This is a genomic window from Clostridium uliginosum (genome assembly GCF_900112485.1).
Classification (GTDB): domain Bacteria; phylum Bacillota; class Clostridia; order Clostridiales; family Clostridiaceae; genus Clostridium; species Clostridium uliginosum.
Genome location: NZ_FOMG01000013.1, coordinates 16,367 through 36,326, shown reverse-complemented (window position 1 = coordinate 36,326; position 19,960 = coordinate 16,367). Strand labels below are relative to the sequence as shown.

At 27.6% G+C, this 19,960-nt stretch carries 18 protein-coding genes; 3 read left to right on the top strand and 15 right to left on the bottom strand.

All coding sequences use genetic code 11. The features are described from left to right. Positions 1-103 precede the first annotated feature (103 nt). From BM027_RS09860 to yeiL, 4 genes are all read right to left on the bottom strand, one after another. Positions 104-2,515: a glycyl radical protein gene (locus BM027_RS09860; protein ID WP_090091359.1), complete on the bottom strand. Its 2,412-nt coding sequence runs from the start codon at positions 2,513-2,515 to the stop codon at positions 104-106. 320 nt (positions 2,516-2,835) lie between these two features. Further along, a complete protein-coding gene (locus BM027_RS18530; RefSeq protein ID WP_242943306.1) occupies positions 2,836-3,852 on the bottom strand; it encodes a response regulator transcription factor in 1,017 nt (338 codons plus the stop codon). 72 nt (positions 3,853-3,924) lie between these two features. Continuing rightward, the gene (locus tag BM027_RS09845; RefSeq protein WP_090091358.1) at positions 3,925-5,169 is read right to left on the bottom strand and encodes a sensor histidine kinase; all 1,245 of its coding nucleotides are present in this window, start codon (positions 5,167-5,169) and stop codon (positions 3,925-3,927) included. A 385-nt stretch (positions 5,170-5,554) separates the two neighbouring features. Further along, the gene (gene yeiL, locus BM027_RS09840; RefSeq protein ID WP_090091357.1) at positions 5,555-6,250 is read right to left on the bottom strand and encodes a transcriptional regulator YeiL; all 696 of its coding nucleotides are present in this window, start codon (positions 6,248-6,250) and stop codon (positions 5,555-5,557) included. Positions 6,251-6,583: 333 nt separating this feature from the next. Between yeiL and BM027_RS09835 the strand changes: the two genes are divergently transcribed. Next, positions 6,584-7,009 carry a DMT family transporter gene (locus BM027_RS09835; protein ID WP_207647598.1) on the top strand — a complete coding sequence of 142 codons (426 nt, stop codon included), beginning with the start codon at positions 6,584-6,586 and terminating at the stop codon, positions 7,007-7,009. Between the two features lie 13 nt (positions 7,010-7,022). Further along, complete coding sequence (locus tag BM027_RS09830; RefSeq protein ID WP_090091355.1) at positions 7,023-7,478, top strand: DMT family transporter; 456 nt, start codon at positions 7,023-7,025, stop codon at positions 7,476-7,478. A 183-nt stretch (positions 7,479-7,661) separates the two neighbouring features. On the opposite strand, the gene BM027_RS09825 is transcribed toward BM027_RS09830, so the two are convergent. Continuing rightward, positions 7,662-9,179 (bottom strand): putative bifunctional diguanylate cyclase/phosphodiesterase, encoded by a 1,518-nt coding sequence (locus tag BM027_RS09825; RefSeq protein WP_090091354.1) that lies wholly within the window; start codon positions 9,177-9,179, stop codon positions 7,662-7,664. Between the two features lie 385 nt (positions 9,180-9,564). Between BM027_RS09825 and BM027_RS09820 the strand changes: the two genes are divergently transcribed. Further along, complete coding sequence (locus BM027_RS09820; RefSeq protein WP_090091353.1) at positions 9,565-9,909, top strand: helix-turn-helix domain-containing protein; 345 nt, start codon at positions 9,565-9,567, stop codon at positions 9,907-9,909. Positions 9,910-9,942: 33 nt separating this feature from the next. Here BM027_RS09820 and BM027_RS09815 read toward each other — a convergent pair whose 3' ends face one another. The 10 genes from BM027_RS09815 to BM027_RS09770 all read right to left on the bottom strand — a co-directional run bounded on the left by BM027_RS09815 (position 9,943) and on the right by BM027_RS09770 (position 19,940). After that, positions 9,943-10,611 carry an LbetaH domain-containing protein gene (locus BM027_RS09815; RefSeq protein ID WP_090091352.1) on the bottom strand — a complete coding sequence of 223 codons (669 nt, stop codon included), beginning with the start codon at positions 10,609-10,611 and terminating at the stop codon, positions 9,943-9,945. A gap of 201 nt (positions 10,612-10,812) precedes the next feature. Next, entirely contained in the window at positions 10,813-11,178 is a 366-nt protein-coding gene (locus BM027_RS09810; RefSeq protein ID WP_090091351.1) for a winged helix-turn-helix transcriptional regulator, read from the bottom strand. Positions 11,179-11,441: 263 nt separating this feature from the next. After that, positions 11,442-13,373: a PTS fructose transporter subunit IIABC gene (locus tag BM027_RS09805; protein WP_090091350.1), complete on the bottom strand. Its 1,932-nt coding sequence runs from the start codon at positions 13,371-13,373 to the stop codon at positions 11,442-11,444. A 20-nt stretch (positions 13,374-13,393) separates the two neighbouring features. After that, positions 13,394-14,296, bottom strand: coding sequence for a 1-phosphofructokinase (gene pfkB / locus BM027_RS09800; RefSeq protein WP_090091348.1), 903 nt, complete (start codon positions 14,294-14,296; stop codon positions 13,394-13,396). Then, on the bottom strand, positions 14,289-15,044 hold the full coding sequence (locus BM027_RS09795) for a DeoR/GlpR family DNA-binding transcription regulator (protein WP_090091346.1): 756 nt from the start codon (positions 15,042-15,044) through the stop codon (positions 14,289-14,291). The genes pfkB and BM027_RS09795 overlap by 8 nt, the downstream gene beginning before the upstream one ends. Before the next feature lie 230 nt (positions 15,045-15,274). Then, positions 15,275-16,120 (bottom strand): MurR/RpiR family transcriptional regulator, encoded by an 846-nt coding sequence (locus BM027_RS09790; protein ID WP_090091343.1) that lies wholly within the window; start codon positions 16,118-16,120, stop codon positions 15,275-15,277. A 22-nt stretch (positions 16,121-16,142) separates the two neighbouring features. Continuing rightward, positions 16,143-17,051, bottom strand: coding sequence for an N-acetylglucosamine kinase (locus BM027_RS09785; RefSeq protein ID WP_090091341.1), 909 nt, complete (start codon positions 17,049-17,051; stop codon positions 16,143-16,145). A 12-nt stretch (positions 17,052-17,063) separates the two neighbouring features. Next, the gene (locus BM027_RS09780) at positions 17,064-18,215 is read right to left on the bottom strand and encodes an exo-beta-N-acetylmuramidase NamZ family protein (RefSeq protein ID WP_090091339.1); all 1,152 of its coding nucleotides are present in this window, start codon (positions 18,213-18,215) and stop codon (positions 17,064-17,066) included. A gap of 114 nt (positions 18,216-18,329) precedes the next feature. After that, positions 18,330-19,616, bottom strand: coding sequence for a PTS sugar transporter subunit IIC (locus tag BM027_RS09775; protein ID WP_341465522.1), 1,287 nt, complete (start codon positions 19,614-19,616; stop codon positions 18,330-18,332). Between the two features lie 12 nt (positions 19,617-19,628). Then, a complete protein-coding gene (locus BM027_RS09770) occupies positions 19,629-19,940 on the bottom strand; it encodes a PTS sugar transporter subunit IIB (RefSeq protein WP_090091337.1) in 312 nt (103 codons plus the stop codon). Positions 19,941-19,960: the final 20 nt, after the last annotated feature.

Below are 19,960 nucleotides of genomic sequence, written 5' to 3'. Positions count from 1 at the left end.
ACAAAAAAGACAAAAAGACTGACTAGTTATTTATTCAAATCTGCTTTAAAATAATATTGAAATCACAATACTCTTTTAAAACTTAACTATTAAAATTTAGTTTCTACAAACTTTGTTCTGTCCTCTTTATTATATCCTCTTGTACCCCTTTATCTAAACAGATAAATTGAGCACTATATCCTGCAACACGTACTATTAAATCTCTATATTTTTCTGGATGCTTTTGTGCATCAAGTAGGATTTTTTTATCAATTACGTTAAATTGAACATGCATTCCTTTTTTATCAAAGTAAGTTCTTATTAATGCTGATAAGTTTTTAAGTCCATTATCTCCTTGAAGAGAACTTGGATTAAACTTTTGGTTAAATAATGTTCCACTAGGAGCACTAAAATGATCTAACTTCGATACTGAATTTGCTGCTGCAGTTGGTCCATTCACATCTGCTCCTCTAGTTGGAGATACCCCATCTGCTAGTGGTTGACGTGCATTTCTTCCATCAGGTGTTGCTCCAACTAAAGTTCCTAAATGTACATTATTTGAAACTGGATATAAGCCTGGAATAAACTTTCCTCCACGTTGATTTGTATGCTTTGCTACTTCTGTGCAGTAAATAAGTGAACCTTCACGAGTAAATTCATCAACTTCATCTATATCATTTCCAAACTTAGGTGCTCTGTGAAGAAGCATTTGTTTAATATCTTCAAATTGTGCTTTCTTCTTTATGTCACTTTCAGATTCACCAAAGTTTGTATCAAGTGCTTCCTTTAAGTCCGCTAAAGTAATCTTCTTTTCATCGAATACAAGCTTTTTAATAGCCATAAATGAATCTCCTATATTAGCAACACCAACTCCTAACGGTCCTGAAAAACGATAATGTCCACCACCTTCTTGAATTGATTTTCCTTCGCCTATGCAATCATCTAACATACATGACAAAAATGGAAGTGGCGCTCTTTCTGCATGAGCAATATCAACACAATTGTCTGCTACAACCATGTGAGCTACAAAATATTTCATTTGCTTTTTATACGCATCAATAAATTCATCTAAATTGGTAAATGATGTAAACTCACCTGTCTTAGGACCAACTTGTTTTCCTAAACTTTGACCATTACTTATACTTAACTCTAATATTCTTGTTAAATTAAAGAATGCAGCATCATACCATCCATCTGTCTTTCCTGGTTTTTGAGGTTCAACGCAACCTACAATTGCATAATCTCTAGCATCTTCTATTGTTAATCCTTGATTAAGTAAAGTAGGAATAATAACTTCATCATTATAAAAAGCTGGTAGTCCTATCCCCAAACGAGTTAATTCACATGATCTTATTAAAAATTCATCTGGGGTTTTACTCCAGATTCTAACCGAAAGTGAAGGTTGAGGTAATTTCAAGCTTCCAGTAGCCTCAAGACACATATAAGATAATTCATTTGTAGCATCCTTGCCCTTTTCTGTTTGTCCACCAACAATTAAATTTTGAAACATTGAATATCCACTAAAAGCTTTAGTTGTAGTTTCATCACGAACTTTGGTAAGATCATTAAATTTAACCCACAAACATTGTAATATTTCTGTATTCATTTCTTTAGTAACCGGCTTAGATTCCACATCATTTTTATAATATTTGTACATATATTGATCAAAACGTGCTGGTGATATAGCATGTCCATTAGATTCTAAACTTATAATTGCTTGTACGAACCAAAAAGATTGACATGCTTCATAAAATGTTTCTGCTGGATATTCTGGAACCTTGTTACATATTTTAGATATATTTAATAATTCATTCTTTCTATTAATATCAGTTGTCTTTTCTGCTAATTCCTTAGCTAAAACAGAGTATCTTTTAGCATAATTTACTGCACCTTTACAAGAAATAATTATTGAATCCCAGAATTTTTTCTTTCTCACATACTCTGGAGCACTTTTATCTGCTCTATTAATTGCTTCTTCTACTTCTTCAATAATTCCCTTAAAGCCTTTTTCTAGTACCTTCTCATAATCTACAGAAACATGACCTAAACCATTAAAATAATAATTTGCTACAGTAAATACATTTGTCTTCATTGCAGTTTTAGTTTCTTCTGTCATATAAGATGTAGCTAATTCACTTACAGTTTTTCCTTGCCAATATTTAAACACTTCTTTAAGATCTGCTTTCGTTTTTTCTGAAATCTTAAAAGCATCAGATGTTCTCTTATCAAGTTTATCAAATTCATCTACTAACCATTGATTAGAAAATTCAGGGAAAACTTGCGCTGATCTAGGATTTTTTGTTAAACTTCCTACTATTAATTCTTCATCTCTAATTATTATAGGTATTTCATTTAAAATCTTTTCAAGAGCTTTAGCTTTACGGATAATAATAGGTTCATTCTCAGTTTCTTTAAATGATTCAGTTAATATAATAGCTCTATCTGCTTCAATACAAGGAAATGCTGATAATACTTGTTCTTTTAACCTTGCTACTCTTTCAGTAGGTTTATTAAATCCTTTTTCTAAAATATCCATTTTTATCCCCCTAGTTATTTAATATATTTTAATAAATCTAATGTATTTTGAATACGTTTACTTGGCATAAACTAAATTTTTTAGATTTCATATATTATAATACCTCTGAAATATCAATTCCTTTAACACTTAATTGCTTACTTTATTATATTTTTTTTCTAAACAATATGTTTTTTTATGTTTTATAATTTCTATGGTAATTTTTTATCTTTTACCTATACTTTTATGCCTTATGTATTCTTTTTTTAATAACTAGTTAGTAGCTTATTAATATGAGCTCTTTAGGCACATGAAAGAAAATAATAAACCAAATATGTGCCTTATATTTGGTTTCTATGTTTTTCCCTATATTCTACAGGTGTCATACCTTCTAATTTTTTAAATACTTTGCAAAAATAATTAGGTTCATTATATCCTATATCAAATGCTAAAACATTTATACTAGTACTTGTATTTTTTAATATTTTTTTTGCTTCTTGAATCCTTCTATTAGTTAGATATTGATTAAAATTAGTTCCTATATGTTTTTTAAAACTTTTACTTAAGTAAGGACTGCTAAATTTCATATGATCTGCTACATCTTGTAGCATTATGTTATTTCTAAAATTTTTTTCTATATAATTTAAAAGAAATTTTAATTCATCGGTATCTGATAAATTCCTATTATATATTAACATATCAAATAAATTATCTAAAATATCTATCAGATTATTCTCTATATCATGAATATCTAAACAACTATTAAAATTTTTTTTATAATCAACATTATTATTTAGCTTATTATTTTCTATATCAAATACGTCGATCATATCTCTAACCAGTTCTTCTGAATACTTTTGTGACTCACATATACTAAACTTTTCTAAACATTCTATTAACTGTTTTAAAGTATCTTTAGATTCTTTATAATAATGATTTTTTATATTACCTAGTAAAATTGATTTGTTTTTCTCAAGAGCATGGCTTTTATCACTATTTATAAATTCATCTAATATTTTTATTATTTTTTCTGGTCTAATTGGTTTTAATAAATAATCATCGACTTTTATTTTTAATGCTCTTTGAACAAATTCAAAGTCATCATAAACGCTCATAAGTACTATCTTTTTATTTTCATCTTTTTTCTTTATTATCTTAGCCACTTCAAATCCATTAGTGCCAGGCATTAATGCGTTCATAAAAATCACATCTGGATTTAAATCTTCATTCATTTCAATAACTTCATCTCCATCATGTGCTATACCAACAACACTAGCATTTTTAAACTTTTTATTTATAATTATCTTTAAAGCCTCAAGTTCTAAATTTTCATCATCTGCAAGTATTACTTTGATCATAAGAATCACCCTATCTATTGTGATTTAAGCATATTCAAATAAATAACAAGTCAGTATGACGCAAGATATACATCACGTCTTTGACTTGTTATTTTCTTTCATATGACTTAAAGGAAATTTTAATCTTACCGTAGTACCTATATTAACCTTACTTCTTATATCAGCTTTATATGTTTTGCCATAATAATTAGCTAATATTTCATTAATATTATATATGTTCATTCCTACAACTTCATTTTCACACTTTCCGTTTAATATAAGAAATAGCTCATTTTCAGAAATTCCTATTCCATCATCTTTAATTGTAATAATAGCATCATTTTCTAAAATATATCCCTTAATATTAATTGTGCCTCCTTCTTTTTTAGGAGATAATCCATTTGTTATAGAATATTCTATAACGAATAACAAAATCATTGGAAGTATTTTAATCTTTTTAATGTTTTCATCTATATCAACTTTATATTTTATCCTTTTTCCAAATCTACTAGATTGAATTTTTAAATATGTAATAATATTTTTTATCTCTTCTCCTATAGTAACTTCACACCCTATGTTTTTTGACGTATATCTAATTAAGTCACTTAAAGAATAAATCATTTCTTGAGTTTTTGGTGCATTTTCAATTAATGCAAGGTTTGATATAGAATTCAATATGTTAAATTCAAAATTAAGTTTCATTGGAGTTTGCATTAGCTTAAGATTCAAAACTTTTAACTGTTTTTCAAGTTTAATTCTTTCTTCTTGTTCTTTAATTAATTTAATATTGTTAAAATTTACGTCTTCTTGTATTGAATTTAAAACTGATTTTTCAACTAATTGATTTACTACTATCTTTACCAAAGAAAATATAGATTCAATTTTATTATAATCAATATATTTAATCTCATCATAATCTTTTTTTAGTGTTGGATTTTTTTTAAACATTTTAGAACAATAATTTGACTCCTTTATTGATAAAAACTTTTCATTATTTGTTTTAACTTGTCCAAAAAAAATAGCTCCAAGATAGTTATTATTCATAATTATAGGTGTAGCAACATCTACTAACCCTGCTGGGCATTTAAAAACATAAGGTTCTTGCCTTATAGCAGCTTCTAAACCTGCATGTGCATTTGCCTCATAACATAATTTCATTCCTTCTTTTGTGCTTCTCATCTTTTTGCAAAAATTGCAGAAATTAGAATAATTATTTATAGGATTACCCTTAAAATCTACTATATTAAATGCAAGTCCTGTAATTTCAGAAAGTCTATCTTGTATGTTTTGTAATAAATCAAGATCTATTAAATCCTTTAAATTCCCACTGTTTGGCACTAGAAATCAACTACTTTCTATAAAGGATAAATTTTATCAATTAGTATTTTAATATAATTATCTCATAATAGCCACTTGTGTCAAGCTGTTACCTCACCCAATACTCTTCATACTTATAGTTAAACATATTTAAAAAAATCACTGTGTTTTAATCTAGTGTTGATCTTGTTACATTTTTGTGAAGCGTGTATTAGAATTGGACTTTTAGAACTCTTAATGAGTATTGTCATATTAGTTGCTTGTCCAAAACTTGTTTTTGGAACAAGCTGGAATGGGACTATACTCATTTAGATGTTCTTAAGTTTAATTCTTTAGCACGCTGAACAATATGTAACAAGATCAACACTGTTTTAAAACAGAGCAAAAAAAATAAGTTTTTCACTAATTATAAATATAAATCCGCTGCAAGTTTTCTTAAATTCACCTCATCTATTACTTCAAAGTAATTGTTTTCCTTTTTTATAAATCCCTTTAAACAAAGATTATTTAATGTTCTTAATAAATGCCTATAACTTGTACCTAACAGTTCTGATATTTCAGTTAATTTTTCATTAAATATTATTACTCTTTCTCCACTTTTATCTATTCTTTCTCCAGTTGCAAGAATATAACTAGCTAGTCTATTCTCAAGTGGATAAAGCAAATTTATAGAAGTGTTTTTTGCAAATCTATCTAATTTTTCACCTAAAGAATTGCATAGAAATCTTAAGAACTTAGCATCATTAATCAAATGCTGTCTTGCATTTTCCAAAGAAATGCCTATACAATAAGTATCCTCTATAGCCTGTACATTTGTAGATGCTCTATTTAAGTTGATAATTTCTATATCCCCTATCATTTTAAACTCTTGATAAAAACAATTAAGTAGAGATTTGCCATTACTAAGTGTTATGTATACCTTTACTTTTCCTTCTAAAAAGAAAAAAATATAATTAATATCTTCACCATCTCTACAAATATGCTCATTCTTTTTGAAAAGAAAAAGTTCCATGAATTCTCTCATATCTTTAGTAAAAAGTTGATTAATTTTATATTTTTCAATATAATAATCTATTAATTTAAAATCATTTATTTTTACCATAGCTTTAAACTCCTTTTATTACAAATAAAACTCGACTCACATACGCTTTCGCTGAGTAAGTTCGAGTTTCCAAATTAAAATTTGGGCTCTTACTTAATATGACATATGTCATAACCGTTTACAATGATTTTGTGGTAAATTAAGTTTAAGGCACATTCAAAAAAAATAACAAGTCAGTATGCTAGTCTATTTTGCTTCATACTACGTCAGTAATATTAGCTAATAGTCTGCTATTAGCTAATATTACTTCCTTGTCTGAAACAAAATATACATCGCATCTTTGACTTGTTATTTTCTTTCATATGCCTAAAGTTTTGATGGAGGATAATAAATATTATGAATAATTTAATTTCAGCCTTTATAGGCGCTTTAATATCTATAATGCTTATGTTTAATGGAACTTTATCTAACGCTTGTGGAAACTATACCTCTACTGTAATAATTCACATTGTTGGATTCTTTGCCATTATATTGTTGCTATTAATAACTAAATCAAAAATTAAAATACAAAAAGGTATTCCATTATACTTGTATAGTGCTGGTGCTATAGGTGTTTTTACTGTTCTTTTTAATAACTTTAGTTTTGCAATTCTTGGAGCTTCTATTCTTATTGCTTTAGGACTTCTTGGTCAATCACTTGCATCTATTATCATAGATCATTTTGGCTTATTAGGAATGAAGGTTATTAGATTTAATAAAAAGAAACTTATTGGCTTAACATTTATTACTTTAGGCATCTTTGTGATGACCATTTTTTAGAGGAGGATTAAGAATGTTATGTATATCTTTACTTACAGCATTTCTAGCTGGTGTTTCCATTGTGGTTGCAAGAATTATAAATTCTAGCTTAGCAGAAAAAATCGGGACTTTTCAAGGCACCTTTTTTAATTTTGCTATTGGATTATTTTTTTCTTTTATATTTTTACTTTTAAGTAATGAATCACTATATATATCTAGTGTGAAATTGCAATCAATACCTCTATGGTCTTACTTAGGAGGTATTGCTGGCATCTTAGTAATTGTACTTTCAAATTATATCACGCCAAAAATATCTGCATTCTATTTAACATTAATTATTTTTATAGGTCAATTATTTGTTGGTATTATAATTGACTACTTTACTTTAAATGAATTATCTATAGGTAAAGTTATTGGAGGATTTTTAGTACTAATTGGACTTACCTATAATTTACTTATAGATAAAAACAATGTTTTAAATGAATGTTGATATTACAATATCAACACTATTTTAAAACATAGTCTAATTTTTTTATATTCTATATTAGCGTGTCTTAGTATGGACAAAGTTACAAGTTTGTCCACATTAAGATGCGCTTTTAAATTAATGACTTAATCTACATTACAAAAGGAATTTATAAATATTCATATGTATACTTAAGTCTAAGTAATATTATGTTAAGAAGAACTTTTTTTCAAATTCCTCTATTGGCATAGGTCTGTCAAATAAAAAGCCTTGTACCATATCACATCCAATTCCCCTTAAAAATTCTGCTTGTTTTTCAGTTTCTACTCCTTCTGATATAACAGTCATTTTAAGACATTTAGCCATTTCAATGACTTTCGTAATTACTATTTTTGACCTTTCATTTTCAGTGATGTCTTTTAAAAAAGATTTATCAATCTTTAAAACGTCTAAAGGTATATTGTTTAATAAATTAAGTGATGAATAACCTGAGCCAAAGTCATCCATTGAAATACGGATTCCTATATTGTGTAATTCTTCTACAACATCAATTAACAAATTAATATTATCAAAAAATATATTTTCTGTAATCTCAAGTTCAATAAGTTCTGGAGGTATATTATATTTATTAATAATAGACTTAACCATTTCTATATAATTATGATTGTTAATATGTAATCTAGATTGATTTATTGATATAACAACAGGATTTAATCCCTTGTCAATCCATTCACTCATTTTTTTACACACTTCTTCAAGAACAAAAAAATCAATATTAATAACGAATCCATTTTTCTCAAATAAAGGAATGAAATCATTTGGTAGAATTAATCCTTTTTTAGGATGTATCCAACGAATAAGCGCTTCTGCACCTACCATTTGTGTTTTTTGTAAATCATATTTTGGTTGTAAATAAACTTCAAATTCTTTGTTTTCCAAGGCATAATACATACTATTTTCAATTTCATTTTCTATAAATACTTGTTCTCTTATTTCATTATTATAGAAAGCATATTGATTTTTATATAAACCTTTTATAGTCTTTCTAGAAATATTTGCTAAATCTATTATATTTTCTATATTATTATCTTTATCTAAAATTTTATAAATCCCAAAAGAAAAGATCAAATTAAAAATTTTAGACTTGTCTTTATTGTATCTATTAAATTTATATATTAAATATTCTAATTTAATTATAATATCACTATCATTTTTATAATTCATAAGAATAATAAATCTATCACTATCAATTCTTGCAAAAAATTCATTATCTGCCAAACTAAATTTTAATACCTTAGCTATATTCTTTAAAGTTTTATTTCCTTCTTCATATCCAAAGATATCATTAACATATTTAAAATTATCAATATCAAACTGTATTATAGTAAAATCTGATTTTTTATGTGTTTTTAGTATTTCTTTAAGATCTATTTTAAATTTTTTTAGATTTTTTGCACCAGTTAAATCATCTGTAAATTTAATATTTTCTATAATTTTTTTTTCTTTTTTCAATATAAATATAAAAGCAAATAAAATTCCTATAGTAGCTATAATTTTACATAAGTTACTACTTCCCATTATTATTAACAGTAAACTTAATATAAAAATTATATTTGAAACACCTATATCATTAGTTAATTTAAACTCTTCAGTATCCTTTTCTAAATCACGTTTTTCAAATATATTTAACTTAGATATGAATTTATTTTTGTAAAAGTAACTCATTATCTGATCCCCTATCAATAATATAAATTTAATAAATATACTGTACTACTTTTTAATTAAATGTAGTACAGTATATTATTTTCCAACAAATAATTTTTTAATTATGCTTCCTCCTTTTTGTGAAAATTAATTATGTTATTGTAATAAACTTTTATGATAAACTCTTTCTATAATGTCTTCATTAATTTATTATCGATTGATATATATACTTCAATGTTATTTGTTTTTTGAATACGTCATTTTTTCGTTTTTGTAGTAAAAATTTTGTAATAATTCATTGAAAATTACACAATACTATTTATAGTATATATTTTTACGTAAATAATATCAATAGTATATTGTAAAAACTCTATTAAGTGGTAATTTAATTCTAGAGGTGAGGTAAATGAGTAATTTAAGCAAGATTATAGGCGAAAGATTAAGAAATTTAAGAAAAGAAAATAGATTAAGTCAAGAAGAATTAGCAACTAGAGCATCTCTCCATCCAACATATATTGGTCAACTTGAAAGAGGTGAAAAAAATGCTACTATAGAAAGTCTTGAAAAAGTCACATCTGCGTTAAATGTAAGCCTTGAAGACTTGTTCAAGAACTTACAGGTAACATCTAATGATAATGATAACTTGGTATTAAATAAAATATATAATCTTTTATTTAATAGAAGTCTTGATGATAAAGAAAAAATTCTTAATTTTATTGAACAACTTATTCATTGGAAAGATAAGTTATAATATTACTTATCTTGTATTAATAATACTATTAATTTAACATTCTATTTGTAACTCTGCTAATTTTATAGCAACTAAATAAACTTTTTTATATTTAATTCTTGTTTTTGTCTTTTTTACTGCTTTTTTAAACTTTTTTATATTCCCTGAAAAGCAACCACAACTAACAAGTATTTTATTATCTTTGCTTTTAAAAAATGTTATAAAATCATTTCTAGACCCTATCTCTCCTATAACTAGCATGTCCTCTCTATTTTTAACATAAGCATTTTCGTTTATGTGTGCATAGCTTGATACTTCTACATCCCCACATATTTTTGAATTTCCATTTATTCTAGCATAACTACTTATTATAGTTTTTCCATATACTCTAGCATTATCATATACTTGAGCATTTCTGCGTATTTCAGTACCTCCATATACCTGAGCATTCCCATATACCAATGAATAATCATATATCATAGCATTACCAGATATTTGGGCATAATCGCTTATTCTAGCATTCCCAAAAATTCTAGCATTTTCAAAAATTTTGGCATTGTTAAACACCCAACACTTTCCTTCTTGACTTAAATTATTTTCATTTTCTATATATCCACCTAGTTCTCCTTCTTTTACATCATCAAAACTTATTAATGATTTTATTCTATATAATTTTTTCTCTCTCCAAAGTATGAATTGATTAGTTAATTTATATTTTTTCATATCAATGTCTCCCTAAAACAGAAAAATTTCTCTTACTATTTCCAATGCTAAAACATGTTTTTGCATATGTAGAATCCTTTTAAATTAATCAAAAATGTATACATTCTTTTTTCATTTTTATTATATATTTATATATCAATAGTGTAAATTACTCACTTTTTTGTTAGTATAAAGAAAAGTGCAATGGATAAATCCATTGCACTATTCTAATATAACACCCTTTTTTTTCAACATGTCCTGCATCCCTTTTTCAAGCATAAAGTCTTTACCAAACTCCTGCATTATCTTTACTGCTTTCAATATTTGTTTACCCTTATTTTCTGTTAAAAAGTACTCAACCCTAAGTGGGTATCCATCATATACTTTCTTACCCACAAACTCAAACTCCATTAACTCTTTTAACTGTTCTAACAACATTTTTTGTGTTATTCCTTGTATATCTTTTTCAAGATTTGAAGGAGATGTATTACCTAGTCTAAGTTGCCATAAAATAATTGGTTTCCATTTTCCTTTAATCAAGTCATGGATAAGTTCTAACGGACAAGTATACTCACTTCTTATTTTCATAAAAACATCACCTCTTGCATAGCTTAAACCTCTACACTTGGCCCCCCTTTTTCAGTATAATAAACCATAGTTTTCCTTTATTGATTTTACTATCTTTTATTATCTAAAGCAATTATGTTACAACTTGCCAATTTGTAAATTTCCTTTCTAAATATAAAAAAAGATGTTTTCTGCAAAATACAGAAAACATCTTCTCAAAGTTTTATAGATCTTTTTTTATTTAGAGTATTAATAAAAATAACATGTCAAATATATAATGTATATTATCTATTATCATTTATTGGCTTTTTTAATATAGAAAGTATTATCATACCAACTACTGACCCTGCAACTATAGCTCCAATATATCCAAAAGGATTACTTATAACTGGAATAACGAAGACTCCACCATGTGGTGCTCTTAAAGCACATCCAAGGAACATTGAAAGTCCACCAGCTACTGCTGATCCAGCTACACAAGATGGTATTACTCTTAATGGATCTGCTGCTGCAAAAGGTATTGCACCTTCTGTAATAAATGATAAACCCATTATATAATTTGTAATCCCTGATTGTCTGTCCTTCACTGTATATCTATTTTTAAAGAATGTTGTACTTAATGCTATTGCAAGAGGTGGAACCATACCACCAGCCATAACAGCTGCCATTATATCAAAATTTCCACTAGCAAGTGATGCTGTACCAAATACATATGCTGCCTTGTTAACTGGGCCACCCATATCTATTGCCATCATAGCACCCAAGACAATTCCTAAAAATACTTTACTAGTTCCTCCCATCGAATTAAGTGCATTAGTAATTCCCACATTAATTGAACCAACTGCTGGATTAATTAATGAAATTATAACACCAATAAGTAGTATTCCAAAGAAAGGATATAATAACACTGGTTTTAAACCCTCTAAGCTATCAGGTAACTTATCAAATAATTTTTTAAGTCCAAGTACTAAATAACCTGCTATAAAACCTGCAAGTAAAGCTCCTAAAAAGCCAGAGCTAACTTTTGCAATGTTTGAATCAAATGCATTTGCAAAAGTAATGCCTGAACTTGCTATTGTTCCACCAACAAAACCTACTGCTAATGCTGGACGATCAGCAATACTCATTGCAATAAAACCTGCAAGAATTGGTAACATGAAGTTAAATGCTGTCACACCAGTTGTCTTCAAGAATGCAGCAAGAGGCGTACCCATACCAAAGTTTCCAGGATTTGCAGGATCAAATGTATCAAAAAGGAATGCTAATGCTATAAGTATTCCTCCACCTATAACAAATGGTAACATATGAGATACGCCATTCATAAGGTGTTTATAAATTTGGCGACCTATTCCTTCATTTTCTATTTCATCACTTGAATCATCAGCTTTTCCATTGTGATGATATACAGGTGCATTTCCACTTGTAGCTTCTACAATTAGTTCTTCTGATTTATGTATTCCATTTGCGACCTTAGTTTTGATAAGCCTTTTACCATCAAATCTAGCCATTTCAACATTTTTATCAGCTGCAATTATTATACAATCAGCCTTTTCAATTTCTTTTTTAGTTAAAACATTTTTAGCTCCACCAGAACCATTAGTTTCCACCTTTATTGTAACTCCAATATCTTTTCCCTTACTTTCAAGACTTTCTGCTGCCATATAAGTATGAGCTATTCCAGTAGGACAAGCCGTAACAGCTAAAACCCTATATCCTATGTCATTTGAATTAACTTCTGAAACAGATTCCTCGGGGAATTTTTCTTTTTCTTTTTCATCTATTAATTTTAAGAATTCATCTTTGTTTACACAATTAATTAATCTTTCTCTAAACTTTTCATCCATTAATATTGTTGATAATCTTCCAAGTACATCTAAATGCAAATTATCACTATTATCAGGTACTGCTATCATAAAAAATAAATGTGCTGGTGCTCCATCTAATGAATCATAATCTACACCATCTTTACATACTGCTGCTGCAAGTGATGCCTTTTTAACTGTACTAGTTTTTCCATGAGGTATAGCAATTCCTTCACCAATACCAGTTGTACTTAATTCTTCTCTAGCTATTATAGCTTTTTTATATTCTTCTTTGCTTATTATATTTCCTGTTTTATCCATTAAATCAACTAATTGATTAATGCATTCTTCTTTCGAAGAAGGTTTAAAACTTAATTCAATTGCTTGTTTTTGTAATAAGTCTACAATTTTCATTACATTTCCCCCTTAGATATTTATATTTGTGATAGTAATTTATAAACTTCTTCTTTCGTTGCAAGTTCCTTTGAAAATGCACTTGCACTACCAGTTGCAATTCCCATCTTAAATGCTTCATCTATATCATTGTTTTTAAGATATCCTGCTAAGAATCCTGCTACCATAGAGTCTCCCGCGCCAACTGAATTTTTAAGAATTCCTTTTGGTACTTGTCTTTTTATAGCTTCTCCATTTTCAGGTAATAGGATTGCTCCATCTCCAGCCATTGAAATAAGTACATTTTTGGCTCCCATTTCTTGAAGCTTTTTACCATATGTAATTATGTCATCATCATTATTTATCTCAACATTAAACATTTCTGCAAGTTCATGATGATTTGGCTTAATTAAAAAAGGTTTGTACTTTAGTACTTTTAAAAGTAAATCTTTAGTGGAATCAACTATAAATTCTACATTTTTATCTAAAAGAATTTTTATTATAGTTTCATAAACATCATCTGGTACTCCGTTTGGAATACTTCCTGATAATATTAAATAATCTCCCTTTGTTAAAAGAGAAAGCTTTCCATATAATACCTTTAAATCTTCACTTGTTATTTCTGGACCTGAACCATTTATTTCTGTTTCTCCATCACTTTTAAGTTTTACGTTTATTCTAGATAAACCCTTATTTAACTTTACGAAATCACAATTAACTCCATGGTCAATTACTTGTTTTAATATTTCATCACCAGTAAATCCAGCAATATATCCTAAAGCTGTATTTTCTACACCTAAGTTTTTAAGTACTATTGATACGTTTATTCCTTTTCCCCCAGCATAAACTTCTTCATTTTTGCTTCTGTTTAATGAATCCATTTTAAAATTATTTACCTTTACAACATAATCTAAAGATGGATTAAGTGTTATTGTATTAATCATTTTTACTCACCTCTACTACATTAGTATCATATTTTATGTCTATATCCTTTATTTTACTTGTTATTAATGTTGCGTCTTTTATTGCTCCAAAAGTTATAAAACTAACTTCTTCTAATTTAGATTCATCAGCTAATACAAATGCTTCATTACATCTTTTTATAGCTTCTGCTTTTACCATAGCTTCATTTATATCTGGAGTTGTGTAACCATTTTGATTACTTACACCATTTGCTCCAAAAAAGCCTTTTGTAAAATTATATTTTTTTAAATCTTCTACTGTAGTAGGACCAACAACTGCTTCAGTAATTATTTTTAATTCTCCTCCTAATATAAACGTCTTAATATTTTTCTCTAGAAGTTTTTTTGCATGAACTATTGCATTTGTAACAACAGTTATTTCTTTTGCTTTTATAAAATCTATTAAAATTTCAGTAGTAGTGCCTGCATCTAAATAAATTATATCTCCATTTTCAATCAAAGATGCAGCATACTTTGCAATCTGCGTTTTATCATCTACATTAAGTGATTGTCTAACATTAACCATATAATCATGAAGAGAAGTACTTTCACCAATCAAAACTGCTCCTCCATGAATTTTCTTTAATAATCCTTCATTATGGAGGTTATTTAAGTCTCTTCTTATTGTTGATTCTGAAGCATCTAACATTTTAACTAGCTCCATAACTGAAACTATTCCCTTTACTTTTAGTTCCTGAAGAATTATATTGCATCTTTCTTCTGTAAACATTTCCACCACTCCTCTTTTTTTATAATAAACTATATTTCGCTAAAAATCAACTATTTTCGGTCATAAGAAATCATTTCCATTCATTTAATGACTGTTTTTGACTTAATAGCTTTTAAAATAACTTTCTAGAATTATTCTTTACATAAAAAAATCATTTACTTAAATTAAGTGTGTTTGTATTTCAAACATTTTAATTTAAGTAAATGATTAATAGTAATTATACATATTTGTTACTCATTTTTAAATTCCTCAATAACTTTTCTTGTTCTGATAAGTTTTTCCTCAGTTGCTGTAATATCATCTTTAACCATTCCAATATAAAGCATATCTACAATAGTCAATTGAGAAATTCTAGAGCTCATCGCTCCCTCTCTTAAATCTTTTTCAATTGCAGGTATATATAAAGTTATATCTGCAATACTAGCTAATGTATTATCTATTGCCTTTCTTGTTATTGCTATGATTGGTACTCCAAGTTTCTTCCCATTTTTAACAGATTTTAAAACTTCTTTAGTTTCTCCTGAATATGATATAGCCAATGCTACATCTCCCTTTTCCATCACTGCTGAAAAAGTCATTTGAAGATGTGAATCATTATGACAAATAACTCTTTTATTTATTCTAATTAATTTATAATATAGATCCATAGCAACTAAAGCAGAACTTCCGAGTCCATAAATATATATATTATTAGCATTTTTAAGAAGTTCTATAGCTTTATCTAATTTCTTTACATCAACTAAACTTATTGTCTTATTTAAACTATTACTATAAGCTTCTTTTATTCCTCCTACTATTCCTTCAGTAGTCAATCCCTGATTAATAAATTCAAATGGTTTGCTCTGTTTTTCATTGCAGTCTATTGTAAATTTTAATTTAAATTCATTAAAGTTTTTAAAGCCAAGTTTATTGGAAAATCTCACTACTGTTGCTGGGGATGTTCCTGTCTTATTAGCAATTTCCCTTGAAGACATAGATAAAATTTCTTTATCTATTTTTAATACATAATCTGCAATTACTTGTTCACTACTAGTTAAACTTTCATAATTATTTTTAAGAAAAGTTAAAAAATTCATTTTTACACCTACTTATACAAATTTAAATAATTTTTTGCTTATTAGCTAATAGACAAGCCCCTATATCTGCTTCAAATTTAGGTTTATTTAATTGTATATTATCTCCTATATATTTCTTTATTGGTTCAATAATAAACTTTTCTGATTTAAATACGCCACCAATATATGAAACATTTATTGGTGTATTTGTAAATTCATTAGCTAATGTATTAATAATATTTGCTAACTCCTTACCTGCTTCATTAAATATCTCCTTTGCATTTAGATCACCTAATTTTGCAGCTTTGTAGCATATTTGTGCAAGTTGTGCTGTCTTTCCTTTACTAGCCTTTATATCTTTATTAATAAATGATATTAACTCGTAATCATTTGTTAAATTTAATTCTTCTTTTAACATACTATATAAATGCCCTTTTTCTAATCTTCCATCCGCTTGTTTTGAAAAACATTCTATTACTTTCCTACCTATCCAATAAGCTGATCCTTCATCTCCAATTGTATATCCCCATCCGCCAACTCTTTTGCTTTTTCCTTTATTAACAGAATAACCTATTGATCCTGTTCCTGCTATAATTACTATACCATCTTCTCCTCCTAATGCTCCAGCATGTGCAATTTGTACATCATTAAATAAGGAAAACTCTATTTCTTTAAAAACATCTTTGATTATTTCTGATATTTTAAGTTTAACGCTTTGTAATTCTCCATATCCTGCTAATCCAATGCAAGCTCTTGAAACTTTTTCTCTTGTAATACCGCACTTTTTAAGTAATTCTTCTAAACCTTCTGCAAAAACATTTTTTAATCCATCAAATCCAACTTCATTATAATGGCAGGTTTCTTTTATTATAGAACCCACTACATCTTCTTTGTCATTCATTAATGTAAATTTAGTTTTAGTTCCTCCACCATCTACTCCTATATAAAACATAAATTCCCCTTTCTAGTATAGAATATACTCTTTTATTGACTCTCTAAATAAATTACTATCATATTTCAATTTTTTAATAACATTATCTAACGATTCATTTAAAATGTAATCACATCCAGTTAAATGTATAAAAAACTTATATTTAAAACCTTCTGAATGAATATCATACTTAAAATAATTTGGATATAACTCTTTAATTTCATATAACATATTTATAGCAGTTAATAATGGTAAAAACTCACTATGATCTTTAATATGAATTTGTACTCCTTCACATAACTCCTCTTTATATTTTGAAAATGTGGGTACAAAATATACTGGTCTAAAATACACACCTGGCAAATTCTTATTATTTAATCTTTCACTTAACTTGTTACAATCTATCCATGGAGCTCCAATCATCTCAAATGGTTTAGTTGTCCCTCTTCCTTCTGATATGTTTGTTCCTTCAAAAAGACATGTTCCACCATAAACTAATGCACATTCAAGTGTTGGTATGTTCGGAGATGTTGGCACCCATGGTAAATCTGTTTCATCAACAGTAATTCCTCTTTTCCAACCCGTTATTGGTACTACATTTAAATTACAATCTATATTTTCTTTATCTTTAATATACTTAGCTAATTCTCCTACTGTTAAGCCATATATATTTGTTATTGGAAGCATTCCTATAAAAGAATTATATTTAGATTCTAATATATTTCCTTCTATTAAATTACCTCCTAACGGATTTATTCTATCTAAAATAATAAATTCTACACCTTTTCTACTACAAGCTTTCATACATAAGTACATTGTATAAATATATGTGTAATATCTTACCCCTAAGTCTTGAATATCATAAACAAGTATATCAATATCATCTAACTTATCTTCTATTATTATGTTTTTATTTCCATATAAACTTATTACTTCTTTTCCTGTAACATTATCTATATAATTTTCTACTTTATCACCAGCTTGACATTCTCCTCTTAATCCATGTTCTGGAGCAAATAATAATTTCAAGTTATATAAGTTATTTATTATATCTACAGTTGAATTATAATTTTTATCTACTCCTGTTACATTTGTAACTAAACCTATTACCTTATTTTTAAATAAATTATCATATTCTTTTATATTATCTATTCCATTTTTTACACTAAACTTGTTTTTCTCCATACTTTCCTCTTTAAACTAAGTGGCTTTCCCAAAAGCATACATGCATCCAACTTTTGAGAGAGCCCACTAATATATTTTATCATATTTATTTTTATATAATATTTAAAATTTAGTTTATGCTTGTACTTTAACAGATTCCTCATCAAGCATCTTTTTTTCATAAGCTTTAAAGAATGGATAGTAAATTAACAAATAAATAGTAAAGTTAATTAATACTAATATAATTGCTCTCCAATCATTAGTTGCAAGAAATGCTTTAATTGGAGATGGCAATGTCCATGGTGCCATTACTGATACCTTAGCTACAAATCCAAATGACATAGCAAAGTATGTGAGAGTAGTTGTGATGATTGGCCCAATTATAAATGGTATAGCCATTATTGGATTAACTGCTACTGGAACACCATACATTATTGGTTCGCTAATATTAAATAATCCTGGTATAATTGAGAATTTCCCAACTTCTTTTAAGTAAGCTGATTTTGAACATAGTAACAATATGCATAAAGCTAAAGTACCACCAGTACCTCCTACCCATAAAAATACATCTAGGAATCCTTCAACACCAATGTTTGGCGCAACTCCACCAGCTGCTACTGCTGCCATATTCTTGTCCATAAGAACTAACCATATTGGTCTAACAATTGATCCTATAACAGAATCTCCGCTGATACCTGTTGTCCATAATAAACACATTAATATTACTGGTACTAATAATCCTATTAAACTGTTTCCAGCAATATTTATTAATGGTGAAAAAACATACATTAAAAAAGCATTCATATCAAAATTCATTACAACTCTAACAACCCAAACTAATGTAATAATAATAGCACCTGGAATTAATGCCTCAAATGATCTCGCAACTGAAGGTGGTACTTGTTCTGGCATTTTGATAGTTAGATTTTTTGCCTTACAAAATCTTAATATTTCAACTGATAAAATCATACATATAATAGCAACAAACATACCTGAACCACCTAAGTATTCCATAGGTAAAGCCCAACCAAGTTCTTTTCCTGAAGCCGCATCAAGTACAGTCTTAGGAACATTTGCTAAAATAAATGCTGACATTGTTAATACACCACCACTAACTCCATCTAATTTATAAGATTTAGATAAAGCATATCCCATACCATATGAAGCATACAAAGCCATTAAGCTTACAGTAACTCTAAATGGTATTAAAAATACTCCAGCTCTTGGTGTTATCCATTCTTTCCATGCACTTATAGGCAAATTATAAATAACAAGGAACATACAACCTATTAATATCAATGGCATAGTTGAAATAATACCATCTCTAATTGCTATTAAATATTTAAATTCAGATACTTTTGTCAAAGGTGGGGTGATTTTTTCTTCAAAGAATTTCATAAACTTATCCATAAACTTATTCATTTTTTCTTCCTCCTAGTCCATGTACTTTTTAATTAATTCATTGATTATTTTCGGTGCACCTAAAGGTGTGTATGCATTTAATGGAATTTGTTCTACTGGTATATTATGCTTATCAGCTTCTTCTTTAAAATGTGCAAATCTGTGTTTAACTTGTGGTGCCACTATAGCAACTTTTGGATTGAATTGTTCAATAACTTCTGCAAAATCAGGTGTTCCACATGCTGTAATTTCAATATCAAGACCTTGTTTATCCGCTTCCTTTTTTATAGCGTTTACAATTATTGTAGATGAAAAACCTCCTGAACAAACCATTAATACTTTCATAAATAATATCCCCCTTAAAT

What these genes read in the sequence shown, in the direction of transcription:
- BM027_RS09860 (WP_090091359.1), bottom strand. Translation starts at nt 2,515, where the DNA reads ATGGATATTTTAGAAAAAGGATTTAATAAACCTACTGAAAGAGTAGCA.
- BM027_RS18530 (WP_242943306.1), bottom strand. Translation starts at nt 3,852, where the DNA reads ATGATCAAAGTAATACTTGCAGATGATGAAAATTTAGAACTTGAGGCT.
- yeiL (WP_090091357.1), bottom strand. Translation starts at nt 6,250, where the DNA reads ATGGTAAAAATAAATGATTTTAAATTAATAGATTATTATATTGAAAAA.
- BM027_RS09830 (WP_090091355.1), top strand. Translation starts at nt 7,023, where the DNA reads ATGTTATGTATATCTTTACTTACAGCATTTCTAGCTGGTGTTTCCATT.
- BM027_RS09825 (WP_090091354.1), bottom strand. Translation starts at nt 9,179, where the DNA reads ATGAGTTACTTTTACAAAAATAAATTCATATCTAAGTTAAATATATTT.
- BM027_RS09820 (WP_090091353.1), top strand. Translation starts at nt 9,565, where the DNA reads ATGAGTAATTTAAGCAAGATTATAGGCGAAAGATTAAGAAATTTAAGA.
- BM027_RS09815 (WP_090091352.1), bottom strand. Translation starts at nt 10,611, where the DNA reads ATGAAAAAATATAAATTAACTAATCAATTCATACTTTGGAGAGAGAAA.
- BM027_RS09810 (WP_090091351.1), bottom strand. Translation starts at nt 11,178, where the DNA reads ATGAAAATAAGAAGTGAGTATACTTGTCCGTTAGAACTTATCCATGAC.
- BM027_RS09805 (WP_090091350.1), bottom strand. Translation starts at nt 13,373, where the DNA reads ATGAAAATTGTAGACTTATTACAAAAACAAGCAATTGAATTAAGTTTT.
- pfkB (WP_090091348.1), bottom strand. Translation starts at nt 14,296, where the DNA reads ATGATTAATACAATAACACTTAATCCATCTTTAGATTATGTTGTAAAG.
- BM027_RS09795 (WP_090091346.1), bottom strand. Translation starts at nt 15,044, where the DNA reads ATGTTTACAGAAGAAAGATGCAATATAATTCTTCAGGAACTAAAAGTA.
- BM027_RS09790 (WP_090091343.1), bottom strand. Translation starts at nt 16,120, where the DNA reads ATGAATTTTTTAACTTTTCTTAAAAATAATTATGAAAGTTTAACTAGT.
- BM027_RS09785 (WP_090091341.1), bottom strand. Translation starts at nt 17,051, where the DNA reads ATGTTTTATATAGGAGTAGATGGTGGAGGAACTAAAACTAAATTTACA.
- BM027_RS09780 (WP_090091339.1), bottom strand. Translation starts at nt 18,215, where the DNA reads ATGGAGAAAAACAAGTTTAGTGTAAAAAATGGAATAGATAATATAAAA.
- BM027_RS09775 (WP_341465522.1), bottom strand. Translation starts at nt 19,616, where the DNA reads ATGAATAAGTTTATGGATAAGTTTATGAAATTCTTTGAAGAAAAAATC.
- BM027_RS09770 (WP_090091337.1), bottom strand. Translation starts at nt 19,940, where the DNA reads ATGAAAGTATTAATGGTTTGTTCAGGAGGTTTTTCATCTACAATAATT.